Source organism: Corynebacterium sp. Marseille-P4321 (assembly GCF_903645305.1).
In the GTDB taxonomy this organism is placed as follows: domain Bacteria; phylum Actinomycetota; class Actinomycetes; order Mycobacteriales; family Mycobacteriaceae; genus Corynebacterium.
In genome coordinates this window covers 215,639-227,624 of sequence record NZ_CAHJXO010000001.1, presented here as the reverse complement: position 1 = coordinate 227,624, position 11,986 = coordinate 215,639, and the positions used below count along the sequence as shown (strand labels likewise).

Below are 11,986 nucleotides of genomic sequence, written 5' to 3'. Positions count from 1 at the left end.
GTCGATTTTTTCAAGAAAAATCGACATGTCGGGGGTGCCGGGCACTGTAAGGGGAGGTGGTTCGGGGTCAGCGGCGCGTCAGAATTTCTAGCGCCGCGGTGTTCAGGAACACCTTCGACCGGCCAACCCTCCATTCGTCGAGGATGTGCGCCTCCACCAACGCAGCAAGCCAGCCGGACGCGGTCTGCCGCTTGGCCAAACCACGGTCGATCACGTCGCTGATCCGGACGTAAGGCTGAATGAACAAAAGTTCCGTCAATTCGGCGGCGGGGGCGATACCCAGCTCTCGGACGCGTTTGGTGGTGGTGTCTTGGAGGTGCCGGAGGTCGTCGATAAGCAACGATGTGCTCCTGGCCGACGTGGCGACTGCCCGCACCATGAAAAGCACCCAGTCTTCCCATTCGCCGTGTGCGGTGACCGCGTTGAGGAGGCGATAGTACTCATCCTTGTTGTCCACGATGTAACCGGACAAATACAGCACTGGCAGCGACAACACCTCTTCCTGGAGCAGGAGAAGGATGTTCAAAATTCGGCCAGTGCGACCGTTACCGTCGTAGAACGGATGGATCGCTTCGAACTGGTAGTGGGCCGCTGCCATGAGCACGAGCGGATCGAGCCCGTGGTCGGAATAGAGGAAGCGCTCCCACGCTGAAAGATGCCGCTGGATAACCTCAAGCCCTTCCGGCGGGGTATAGATCCGGGTGTTTCGGTGAGGGTCACCGATGTAGGTGCCTGGTGTCGACCGCAGTGCCGCGTGACCGCCCTGCAAGGTAGAACAAATTTCCACCGCAACTTTCTCCGAGACAGGACGGTGCTTGAGCATCTCCACTCCCTGGTGAAGTGCGTCGCGATAACGCAGGGCCTCTTTGGTGGCGGGAGATGGTTCTAGGTCCACACTCCATTCCGCGCGGAACAGTTCATCGTTCGTGGTGACGATGTTTTCGATCTCGGTTGAGGCCTGCGCTTCACGCAACGGGATGGTGGACGTGATGATCTCGGGATTGGGGATCAATCTGCACGCGGTGTTCAGTGCCGCCAGCTCACTCCGGGCCTCGATGACCGCTTTCAACACTCTCGCCGTTTCGAGCTCCTGGGCCGGGGGAAGCGGCGGCAGATCGTTATAAGGGACTGCCGGGTCGAAGGTCCGGGCCGGATCTGGGGATGGCACGTCTGACATGTCGAAAGAATAAACACGTCGGCGCGACGTGTCGATTTTTTCAGGAAAAATCGACATGTCGGGGGTGTCGAGCACTGTAATCTTCTGCAGTCGCCCGCGGAGAGTTGCCCCGAAACCGGCCATCCGACCACCCCCAAACCCCGGTCTATGATGACCCGGTGGATTTAGTGAGAATTATCGGCCGGTACGCCAAGCCGTACGCGGGCCTCATTGCTGCGGTGCTCGCGTTGCAGCTGATCACCACTCTGGCGACGCTGTACTTGCCGGATTTGAACGCGGACATCATCGACAACGGCGTGGCCCAAGGCGACGTCCCGTACATCTGGCGCACGGGCCGGGTGATGCTCGTGGTTGCGTTCGCGCAGGTCCTCACAGCGGTCGTGGCGGTGTGGTTCGCGTCGAGGGCGGGTATGTTCACGGGGCGCGACATCCGCAAGGCGGTGTTTGACCACGTCACAGGCTTCAACGCGGAGGACATGGGCCACTTCGGGGCGGCCACCCTGGTCACGCGCGGCACCAACGACGTGCAACAGATCCAGATGACCTTCCTGCTCACGCTGAACTTCATGGTCGCCGCCCCGATCATGGCGATCGGCGGCGTGATCATGGCGCTGCGCCAGGATCCGGGCATGTCCTGGCTGGTCATCGCCGCTGTGGTGACGCTTGCGGTGGTGGTCACGATCATCGCCGTAGTGCTCATGCCAATGTTCCGCCAGATGCAGACCCGTTTGGACACCATCAACGGCATCCTCCGCGAGCAGATCGCCGGGATCCGGGTGGTCCGCGCCTTCACCAGGGAGGACCACGAAACCGCGCGCTTCACCGAGGCCAACCACAATTTGACCAAGCTGTCGCTGAACATCGGCCGCATCTTCGTCACCATGTTCCCGGTGATCATGCTCATCCTGAACCTCGCCACCGCGGCCGTGCTCTGGTTCGGCGGCCACCGCGTGGACGAGGGGTTGATTAACGTCGGCGCACTCACCGCGTTCATGCAGTATTTAATGCAGATCCTGATGGCGGTGATGATGGGCGTGTTCATGCTCATGATGCTCCCGCGCGCGATCGTGTGCGCCCGCCGCGTCGAGGAGGTGCTGGAACACCGCCCGAGGGAGGCCGCAAATACAGCAAACGCGGCCGACGGCACCGTGATCTTCGACGATGTCACCTACCAATACCCCGGCGCGGCCGAGCCGGTGCTCAAGCACATCTCGTTTACCGCCGAACCCGGCACCACCACGGCCATCATCGGCTCGACGGGCAGCGGCAAATCCACGCTCATGGGCCTCATCCCGGGCCTGTACTCCCCCACCTCAGGCACCGTCGCCACAGGCGGGCGCGTCTCAATGGCACCGCAGAAACCCTGGCTCTTCTCCGGCACCGTCGCCTCGAACCTGCGCGTGGCCAACCCGGATGCCACCGACGCGCAGCTCTGGGAGGCGCTGCGCATTGCGCAGGCGGGCTTCGTCGAGAAGCTTGACATGCCCATCAGCCAAGGTGGCACGAACGTCTCCGGCGGCCAGAGGCAGCGGCTATGCATCGCGCGCGCCGTCGCCGCCAATCCGAGCATTTTGCTTCTCGACGACTCCCTGTCCGCCCTCGACGCCCTCACCGGCGCCGCCTTACAAGAGGAGCTGGACCGATTGCCCATGACGAAGATCCTCGTAGCCCAGCGGGTGGCCAGCATTGAAAACGCGGACCAGATCATCGTGCTGGAGGCCGGGGAGATCGTGGGCCGCGGCACGCACGAGGAACTGATGGAAACCTGCGGCACCTACCGCGAAATCGCGCGCAGCCAGGAGGCGGTGGACGCGTGAGCGAGTCGAATCGGCACGAAACCGAGCTGAACGAAGCCCAGCTGGCTGAATACGAAGAGAAGATGGCCGGCGACGACTACTCCAGCAAGGCCCCGCGCAAAGCCAAGCACTTCTGGCCGAGCGCGAAGCGGCTGCTCGGGCTGCTCGCACCCTACAAGCTGGCGCTGCTGGCGGTTTTGGTCATGAACATCGGGGCGGTCGTCCTGAGTGTTTGGGCGCCGCGCGTGATGGGCCGCGCGATGGACGTGATCTTCTCCGGCGTGGTGTCGAAGCAGATGCCGCCCGGTGTGACCAAGGAGCAGGCCGTGGAGGGGCTGCGCGCCGCCGGCGAGGACCGCTTCGCCGACATGGCCGCCGCGATGGACCTCAACCCCGGCAGCGGCATCGACTTCACGCGTCTGGGCCAGCTGATCGGGCTGGTGCTGGGACTGTACCTCGTGTCCTCGCTGTTCATGTGGGCACAAGGTGCGGTGCTCAACCGGCTGACCATGCGCGTGGTGTTCGGCCTGCGCCAGGACGTGGAACGCAAGCTGCACCGCCTGCCGCTTTCCTACTTCGACACCCGCCAGCGCGGGGACGTGATGAGCCGCACCACCAACGACATGGACAACGTGCAGCAGGCCCTGCAGCAATCGCTGGGATCGCTGTTCAACGCGGTGCTCACCTTGGTGGGCATCATCGCGATGATGTTCGCTATTTCCCCGCAGCTGGCGCTGGTGGCGCTGCTGGCCATTCCACTCACGGGTGTGGTGGTGGGGCTGATCGGCACGCGCTCGCAGAAGCAGTTCCGCACGCAGTGGAAGGCCACCGGCGACGTCAACGGCCACGTGGAGGAGGCGTTCTCCGGCCACGACGTCGCCGTCATCTTCGGGCGCACCGACCAGATGCGCGAGGAGTTCGACCGGCGCAACAACGAGCTGGCACACGCCGCACAGAAGGCGCAATTCCTCTCCAACTCGATGCAGCCGATCATGCAGTTCATCTCCTACCTGTCTTACGTGGTCATCGCGGTGCTCGGCGGGGTGAAGGTGGCCTCGGGCAGGCTCACACTCGGCGACGCCACCGCGTTCATCCAGTACTCCCGCCAGTTCAACCAGCCGCTCGGCGAGCTGGCGGGGATGATGCAGATGCTCCAGTCCGGCGTCGCGTCCGCGGAGCGCATCTTCGAGCTGCTTGACGCGGGGGAAGAGGAAGAGGAAGCCGGGGGTTCGTCGATAAGCAATGTGCGCGGGGAGGTCGAATTCCGCGACGTGGACTTCTCCTACGGCAACGACCCGCTCATCGAAGAGCTGAACCTGCGCGTCGCGCCCGGGCAGACCGCCGCGATCGTGGGGCCGACGGGCGCGGGCAAGACGACGCTGGTGAACCTGATCATGCGGTTCTACGAGGTGGACGGCGGAGCAATTCTTCTCGACGGCACCGACATCCGCCGCATCCCGCGCACCGAGCTGCGCTCCTACGTCGGCATGGTGCTGCAGGATGCGGTGCTGTTCAAGGGCACAATCATGGACAACATCCGCTACGGCCGCCTCGACGCCACCGATGAGGAGGTGCTGGAGGCGGCGCGCGCGACTTACGTGGACCGCTTCGTGCGCTCTCTTCCCGACGGCTACGACACGGTGGTGGACCAGGACGGCGGCTCGTTGTCCGCGGGTGAGCGCCAGCTGATCACCATCGCGCGGGCGTTTCTGGCGCAGCCGACGCTGCTGATTCTCGACGAGGCGACCTCGTCCGTTGATACGAGGACCGAGGTGCTGGTGCAGGAGGCGATGAAGGCGCTGCGTTCGTCCCGCACATCGTTCGTTATCGCGCACCGCTTGTCGACGATCCGCGACGCCGACCTGATCCTCGTCATGCGCGACGGTGCGATCGTGGAACAGGGGTCGCACGCGGAGCTGCTATCGCGGCGCGGGGCGTACTGGGAGCTGCAGCAGTCGCAGTTCGCGGAGGATTAGGGGGTTCCCGCCTGGTTTCCGCCTGGTTTCCGCCGCCGTTGAACCCACATGCCCGCCAAGAGATGCCCGTCAACCGTGTAGCGGAGTTCCCCCGGAAGAATCCACCAGGCTGACGGGCATCTCTTGGCGGGCATCTCTTGGCGGGCATTTGCGGTTTCCGGGAACAACTCATCGCTCCGGCGCCGTCTACCCCATCCGGCGGATGAGCAGGTCCCGCGACGCCAACGCATCGCGCACCTCCTGAACAACGAGGTCGGGGTGCTTCCGGATGAACTCCGGCGAAAAGCGCAGGAACTTGAACCCTTTGTTGCTTATCCGCTTCTCGCGGTCCTTCTCGGCGCGCCACGCGGCCTCCCCGTCGGGGCCTTCGTACTTCAGCTCGCCGTCGATCTCGATGAGCAGCCACCCGTCGACGCACAGGTCAACGAACCACCCGTCGACCTGGAACTGCGCGGCAACGGGGCCGATGCCGGCCTCGATGAGAAGCGCGCGCACGAAGGATTCGTACGGGGACTGGGACGTGGGGATGGTGTGGTGGAGGCAGCGGCGGGCCGTCGCTAAGCCTTTGCACCTTCCCATCCGCCGAATCCCCCGCTCGATTTCCCCGCGCGTCTTGCCGCGCCGCATGAGGTAATCCGCGGCGATGAGGCCTTCGACGAAGCCGTGGTAGCGCGCGATGTCGATGAATGTGCGGACCGGGTCGGTCACCCGGTGCCCCTCGTAGGTGAGCAGCTCGTCGGCCGACACCTCGGAGTAGCGGAACGTGAATCCGCGGCTCTTGGTGCGCCGGGGCGAATTGCTTCTCGACGGCAACGTCAACTCCACGGCCTCCGCCGTCCGGCTCACAACCCACATCCCGAGTTTCCGCGCCGCGGACCGCCCGACCAGGACGGCACCGCGGCTACTCCTCGCGGCCGCTTCGACTTCGAGCCACCGCCGTTCGTGGTACTTGAGCGCCGCCCAGTTCTCCCTCGGAAAGAAAATCACCGGGTCGAGCTCGACGTACTCGGCCGCGCGCTCCGTCACCGCCAAAAGCCCGGCGCGGGTGAGCGTCCGCGTATCCACGATCAACCCCCGCAGCTCGGCTTTACGTTCCTCCCACGCCGCAAGCGCGGACGCGTTTTCCCTGTCCAACTTTGTCCCCATATGTGCTTGGACGCTCGCGGGGCGGCACCGGTTCCCGGAATTTGCCAAGATTTCCCAAAACTGCTCACAAGTTTTCCCAACGTTCATCTTCGCGTCACCCGCCAACAACACCGCACCCGTACGGTTGGGAATACCTGTGTCCGGCGCGACCGCGGTTGCGGCGGCACTCGTGACGACCACCAGCAAACGATGGGGAGCAGATGAGTAAAGAGAATAAGAGCGTCAGCCCTGACGGCGGCAGCACCGCCGTGAAGACGCACGAGAAGAACTCCGGCAAGTCCGACCCGAACCTGGGTGATACGTCCAACCTGGAAGACGACGACGTCGACGGCGACGACGAGCGCAAGGACCCCCTCGGGTTCCTCCCCTTCGAAGGCACCGCGAAGCAGGTAGCGAACTGGATTGCCGTGTTCCTCGGCATCTGGCTGCTGCTCAACGGTGTGGGCATGATCGGCGACGGCTTCAAGCTGATCGCCGGCGACCAGGCCGAGGAGCTGTTCTCCTTCGCCGAGAACCCGTTCGTGGGCCTGGCGATCGGTATCGTCACCACGGCGATTATTCAGTCGTCGTCGACCACCACGTCGATCGTGGTGGGCATGATCGCCGGTGGCCTGCCCCTGAACATCGCTATCCCGATGCTGTTCGGCGCCAACATGGGTACCTCGGTCACCTCCACCCTGGTCGCACTTGGCCTGGCTGGCAACAAGAAGCAGTTCCAGCGCGGTTTCTCCATGGCCACCGTGCACGACTTCTTCAACCTCATCGCCATCCTGATCTTCTTCCCGCTGGAGATGATCACCGGCTTCCTGGGCAAGACCGCGACCGCCATCGCGCCGTCGCTCTCCGGCCAGGGCGAGGGCGCTGTCTCGGGCGCGTTCGAGGCGGTCGGCGACTTCATCGACATGATCACCGAGCCACTCGTCGGTTTGGCCAGCAGCTTGGTTGAGCCGCTCGGCGACGTGTGGGGCGGCATCATCCTGTCCGTCGTGGGTATCGCGCTGATCCTTTTATCCATCCAGTTCATCGGCAACATCCTCAACGCCCTGCTCGTGGGCAAGGCGCAGGACATCCTGTACGCCGCGCTGGGCAAGAACGCGTTTATCGGCGTGCTCTCCGGTGCGCTGATCACCACGCTGGTGCAGTCGTCTTCCACCACGACCGCGCTCACGGTGCCGCTGGCGGCGTCCGGCAAGTTCGAGGTCCGCACGCTGTTCCCGTTCGTTGTGGGCGCGAACATCGGTACCACCTTCACCGGCCTGATCGCTGCGTTCTCCGCCTCCGGCGCCGAAGCCGAAGCCGCCATGGCCGGTGCGCTCGTGCACGCACTCTTCAACACCTTCGCCGCGATTCTCATCCTCGGCGTCCCGTTCCTGCGCAAGCTGCCGCCCGCCGGCTCCGACTGGCTCGCTGGCCTCGCTGTGAAGAACAAGATGTACGTCTTCGCCTGGATCGGCGGCGTGTTCTTCATCATCCCGATCCTCGCCGTGTTCATCTCCAACGCCGTTTCCTAAGGAGCCACCGTGAACAACCCGACAAACCCCACGAACGAGACCCCAGATCTCTCCCCGCTCGCCCAGGACCTCATCCACGCCGAGGCACCGGACGAGGCGCTCAAGGCCCTGCTCAACGAGCTCGAGGAAGCCGCCGACGAGCTACGCACCGAACTCGAGGCAAGGGGACGCAAGAAGCAGCAGCTTAACGACGATTCCGTGGACGAAGGTCAGGCGGCCGTCGATAAGCAAAAGCACAAGAAGATCAACCCGAACGTGACCCCTGAGCAGGAAGCCGAGCTGGAGCACTTCCCCGAATACTGGGCGAACAGCAAGGGTTCCTGGAAGAACCTGTTCCAGCTGCTGCGCGAATTCCGCGCCGAGATGCGGGAAGGCAAGAACCATGCGTAAACGATTGACTGCTGCGGCGCTGGCCGCCGTGACCCTGTTCGCCGCGGGCTGCTCGAACGAGAACACACCGGGCGAGGACGCCATCCAGGTCACCGGCTCCGCAACCGTTGAGCCGATCACGTCCTACATGGCGGACCGCTACGACTTCAACGTGAACGTCGAGGCCATCGGCTCCACCGACGGCTTCGCAAAGTTCTGCGACGGCGACGCCGACATCAACGACGCGTCCGTAGCTATCCCGGGCGCGGGTGCCCCGGTGGACTTCCAGAAGCAGTGCGCCGAAAACGGCGTCGAGTTCGTGGAGCTGCCGATCGCGCTGGACGCCATCACGATTGTCAAGCACCGCGACAACGACTGGGCCCAGGACCTGACCATCCAGCAGCTGCACGACATCTGGGCGGCCGACTCTGCCGTAACCAAGTGGTCCGACATCGACCCGGCGTGGCCCGACGAGGAGATCACCCTCTACGGCCGCCCGTCTGGCTCCGGCACCCTCGGCGTGTTCGAAGAGCTGGTGCTCGGCGGCGACGAGATCCGCGAGGACTACGACGCCACCGACGACATCCAGGAGCTCTCCGCCTGGGTCGCCGACGATGTGAACGCGCTTTCCTTCATGGGCATCGGTAACTACCTGGCCACCGAGGGCGAGGTGCGCGACAAGATCGACAACGTGCTGGTCGACGGCATCGCCCCCACCGCCGAGGAGACCAAGAGCGGCAACTACCCGCTCGCCCGCCCCCTGTTCCTCTACGTGAACAAGGACTCCGCGGAGCGTGACGACGTAGCCGAGTTCGTGACCACGTACCTGGACAAGGTCGAAGCTGTGCTGCCGCGCGTGTACTTCTACCAGCTGCCGGAGGAGGACTACGACACCGCCAAGCAGCGCTTCGAGGACCGCACCCTCGGCGCCGACGCGCGCTGGCACTAGGGGGCGGTGCGGCGGCGGTGCGGCGGCGGTGCGGCGGCGGCGCGGTGGCGGCCACAACCCGCTGTGTCCCCAAATGCCCGCCAAGAGATGCCCGTCAGTCGAGTAACCTCCCCCTCCGCGGGGCGCACCACTCGGTTGACGGGCATTTCTTGGCGGGCATTTGCGCGCGAGACGGGGCGGCCACCGGGCAACCTCCGAACCGCCACGGCGGGCGGCACCCATCCCAGTACAATGAGCAACCGTGAGCACCCCATACGGCAACTACAGAATCGGCGACCAGGAACGCATGGAGGCCATGGACACCCTCGGCCGCGCCCTCGGCGAGGGTCGGCTCACCATGGAGGAGTTCGACCAGCGCTGCGCCGCCGTCGCTGAGGCCCAGTACCTCGGCGACCTCGCCGACGTGCTGGACGATCTGCCGCCGGTGGAGGTTGGGCCGCGGGGTGTGGGGGCGGGAGCCGTCGATAAGCAAGTGCCCAATGAGGCGGTGCTGTACTCCCAAGCCGAAATCATGCAGGCGCGGCGCTCCGGGCAACGGATGCGCGCGGGCACCTTCTGGCTAGGCACCATCGGCGCGTTCGGGCTGGTGGGGATTACAAGCGCGATGAATTTGACGGTCGCGCCCGTCCTGTCGCTGCTACTCATCCCCACCCTGTTCGTGCTGCTGTACGTGATGAAAATCGGGCCCGACTCCTGGTACACGCCGTCGCTGCGCCAGCTGGAGATGCAGCGCCGCCAGGAGGTCAAGGCGCGCCAGCTGGAAATCGAAACCGCGAAAGCGCAGCAACAGGCACTGATGAAGGCGCAACGCAAGGACCAGTTCAACCAACTCACCACCGACGCCCTCGATGTGGCGCAACAGACCATGAACCGCTTCAAAAAGCAGTAACCTCTAGGTGCATGAGCGATAAGCACCGGCACTTCGATCAGGCAACCAAGCTCAAGAACGTCTTCTACGACATCCGCGGGCCCGTGACCGCCACCGCCGAGAAGATGGAGCGCGACGGACACACCATCCTGAAGCTGAACACCGGCAACCCGGCCATCTTCGGCTTCGAGGCGCCGGACGTGATCATGCGCGACATGATCGCCAACCTGCCCACCTCGCAGGGCTACTCCACGTCGAAGGGCATCACGTCCGCACGCCGCGCGGTGGTCACGCGCTACGAGGAGATCGACGCCTTCCCGCCGTTCGACATCGACGATGTCTACTTGGGCAACGGCGTCAGCGAGCTTATCTCCATGGTCACGCAGGCCTTGCTTAACGACGGCGACGAGATCCTCATCCCCACCCCCGACTATCCGCTGTGGACCGCCGCATCCACCCTCGCCGGCGGCAAAGTGGTGCACTACCTCTGCGACGAGGAGGACGATTGGAACCCGTCGCTCGAGGACATCCGCTCCAAGGTCACGCCGCGCACCAAGGCGATCGTGGTGATCAACCCGAACAACCCCACCGGCGCGGTGTACTCGCGCGAGGTGCTCGAGGGCATCGCGGACATCGCGCGCGAGCACGAACTGATGGTGCTCGCCGACGAGATCTACGACCGCGTGCTTTACGACGGCGCGAAACACATCTCCATGGCCGAAGTCGCCCCAGACCTGGTCACGGTGACGTTCAACGGGCTGTCGAAGGCGTACCGCGTGTGCGGCTACCGCGCCGGCTGGATGATCATCACAGGTCCCCGCCGCCGCGCCACAGGGTTCATCGAGGGCCTCGACCTGCTCTCGGGCACCCGCCTGTGCGCGAACGTGCCGGGCCAGCACGCCATCCAGGTCGCGCTTGGCGGGCGGCAGTCGATCTACCAGCTCACCGGCGAAGGTGGAAGGTTGCTGAACCAGCGCAACGCTGCCGTCGATAAGCTTCGCGAAATCCCCGGCATCTCGGTGGTGGAGCCGAAGGGCGCGATGTACTGCTTCCCCAAGATCGACACCGAGATGTACCAGATCTACGACGACGAGCGCTTCATGCTCGACCTGCTGAAGGCCGAGAAGATCCTCATGGTGCAGGGCACGGGCTTCAACTACCCCACCCCGGACCACTTCCGCGTGGTGTTCCTGCCGTGGCGCTCGCAGCTGGAGAACGCCATCGAGCGGCTGGGGAACTTCCTGGTGGACTACCACCAGCACTAGGTTCCGGCGACCGATTTGAGGATGTATCCTGCGGGTATGACTTCTGTGCCAGTGCCGAGCGAGGCGTTCCGCGATAACGCGCGAACCCTCCGTCAGGCCATGCGCGAAGCGGCGCGATCCTCGTCCGCCGAGGTTGTACTTTCCCATCACGAGGCGGAAACTATTCTCCAAGTACTTGAAAGTGCGGATTCAGAGTTCGAGCGCCGAGAGCATGTAGCTCGGAAACTTGCGGATTTCTCAAATGAGATCGGATTCACTGAGTAGCGGGAACCCGCGACAAAGAGTGCCGGTCGTATTCACCGATGCCAACATTCTTTTCTCACGTGTGCTCCGAGACTATTTTCTCTACAGCGCTCACATGGGAGCGCTGGATCTTCGATGGAGCCAAGAGGTTCTGGACGAGATGTCACGAAATCTCCGTATCTTCATCGGTCTCGATGAAACCTCTACACGCCGTCTAGAAGAGCTCATGAAAGAGTTCCTCCCTGATGCGATGCTCAAAGGCCCCACCAAAATAGTTCTTCCGCACGAAGTGGAGGTTCATCCGAAGGATCGCCATGTACTCGCGGCTGCGCTCGCGACGGACGCGGACATATTGCTCACCAACAACACGAAAGATTTTCCCGCTGATTGGATGAGGCACCACGGCATCGAGCTCATTCAGCCCTCGGTTATGATCGACCGGCTTTTGACGGACTTTCCAGGGAAATTCCGGGAAGCGCATCATCTCTGTATTGAGCTCAGTGCCTCCAAGGATGAAGAAACAGTCCTGAACCAACTGGAAAAAGCGACGGACCCTAGCACCGCAGCCAAAATCCGTCAGGTTGTAACCCCGTAACCATCACAAGCGTATGGGGCGCGGAGCTCTCCCCAGGGTGAATGTCAATGTACAAAATCGAGGTCTGGTGGAGCGCAAGAGGCTGCAGACG

Annotated in this window: 10 protein-coding genes; 8 read left to right on the top strand and 2 right to left on the bottom strand. The window is 63.7% G+C overall.

The window, feature by feature from the left end:
• Nucleotides 1-67: 67 nt before the first annotated feature.
• Nucleotides 68-1,252, bottom strand: coding sequence for a Fic family protein (locus tag HWX32_RS00965; RefSeq protein ID WP_254868199.1), 1,185 nt, complete (start codon nucleotides 1,250-1,252; stop codon nucleotides 68-70).
• 83 nt (nucleotides 1,253-1,335) lie between these two features.
• On the opposite strand from HWX32_RS00965, the gene HWX32_RS00960 reads away from it, so the two are divergent.
• Nucleotides 1,336-2,994, top strand: a complete 1,659-nt coding sequence (locus tag HWX32_RS00960; RefSeq protein ID WP_175934369.1) for an ABC transporter ATP-binding protein — start codon at nucleotides 1,336-1,338, stop codon at nucleotides 2,992-2,994.
• A 62-nt stretch (nucleotides 2,995-3,056) separates the two neighbouring features.
• Nucleotides 3,057-4,949, top strand: a complete 1,893-nt coding sequence (locus tag HWX32_RS00955; RefSeq protein ID WP_175934982.1) for an ABC transporter ATP-binding protein — start codon at nucleotides 3,057-3,059, stop codon at nucleotides 4,947-4,949.
• A 186-nt stretch (nucleotides 4,950-5,135) separates the two neighbouring features.
• Here the strand turns inward: HWX32_RS00955 and HWX32_RS00950 are convergent, their stop codons facing one another.
• Nucleotides 5,136-6,095 carry an endonuclease domain-containing protein gene (locus tag HWX32_RS00950; RefSeq protein WP_175934368.1) on the bottom strand — a complete coding sequence of 320 codons (960 nt, stop codon included), beginning with the start codon at nucleotides 6,093-6,095 and terminating at the stop codon, nucleotides 5,136-5,138.
• 200 nt (nucleotides 6,096-6,295) lie between these two features.
• Between HWX32_RS00950 and HWX32_RS00945 the strand changes: the two genes are divergently transcribed.
• The 6 genes from HWX32_RS00945 to HWX32_RS00920 all read left to right on the top strand — a co-directional run bounded on the left by HWX32_RS00945 (nucleotide 6,296) and on the right by HWX32_RS00920 (nucleotide 11,895).
• Nucleotides 6,296-7,606, top strand: coding sequence for a Na/Pi symporter (locus HWX32_RS00945; RefSeq protein ID WP_175934367.1), 1,311 nt, complete (start codon nucleotides 6,296-6,298; stop codon nucleotides 7,604-7,606).
• 9 nt (nucleotides 7,607-7,615) lie between these two features.
• Nucleotides 7,616-7,996, top strand: coding sequence for a hypothetical protein (locus tag HWX32_RS00940; RefSeq protein ID WP_175934366.1), 381 nt, complete (start codon nucleotides 7,616-7,618; stop codon nucleotides 7,994-7,996).
• Nucleotides 7,989-8,924 (top strand): substrate-binding domain-containing protein, encoded by a 936-nt coding sequence (locus HWX32_RS00935; RefSeq protein ID WP_175934365.1) that lies wholly within the window; start codon nucleotides 7,989-7,991, stop codon nucleotides 8,922-8,924. Before HWX32_RS00940 ends, HWX32_RS00935 begins: the two co-directional genes overlap by 8 nt.
• A 241-nt stretch (nucleotides 8,925-9,165) precedes the next feature.
• Nucleotides 9,166-9,813 carry a DUF1707 domain-containing protein gene (locus tag HWX32_RS00930; protein WP_175934364.1) on the top strand — a complete coding sequence of 216 codons (648 nt, stop codon included), beginning with the start codon at nucleotides 9,166-9,168 and terminating at the stop codon, nucleotides 9,811-9,813.
• Between the two features lie 11 nt (nucleotides 9,814-9,824).
• Nucleotides 9,825-11,057, top strand: a complete 1,233-nt coding sequence (locus HWX32_RS00925; protein WP_175934363.1) for a pyridoxal phosphate-dependent aminotransferase — start codon at nucleotides 9,825-9,827, stop codon at nucleotides 11,055-11,057.
• Between the two features lie 241 nt (nucleotides 11,058-11,298).
• Nucleotides 11,299-11,895 (top strand): PIN domain-containing protein, encoded by a 597-nt coding sequence (locus HWX32_RS00920; RefSeq protein WP_254868198.1) that lies wholly within the window; start codon nucleotides 11,299-11,301, stop codon nucleotides 11,893-11,895.
• The last annotated feature ends 91 nt before the right edge of the window (nucleotides 11,896-11,986 follow it).

Excerpts from the sequence above, each read along its gene's own strand:
- HWX32_RS00935 (WP_175934365.1), top strand. The coding sequence starts at position 7,989 with ATGCGTAAACGATTGACTGCTGCGGCGCTGGCCGCCGTGACCCTGTTC.
- HWX32_RS00955 (WP_175934982.1), top strand. The coding sequence starts at position 3,057 with ATGGCCGGCGACGACTACTCCAGCAAGGCCCCGCGCAAAGCCAAGCAC.
- HWX32_RS00945 (WP_175934367.1), top strand. The coding sequence starts at position 6,296 with ATGAGTAAAGAGAATAAGAGCGTCAGCCCTGACGGCGGCAGCACCGCC.
- HWX32_RS00950 (WP_175934368.1), bottom strand. The coding sequence starts at position 6,095 with ATGGGGACAAAGTTGGACAGGGAAAACGCGTCCGCGCTTGCGGCGTGG.
- HWX32_RS00925 (WP_175934363.1), top strand. The coding sequence starts at position 9,825 with ATGAGCGATAAGCACCGGCACTTCGATCAGGCAACCAAGCTCAAGAAC.
- HWX32_RS00920 (WP_254868198.1), top strand. The coding sequence starts at position 11,299 with ATGAGATCGGATTCACTGAGTAGCGGGAACCCGCGACAAAGAGTGCCG.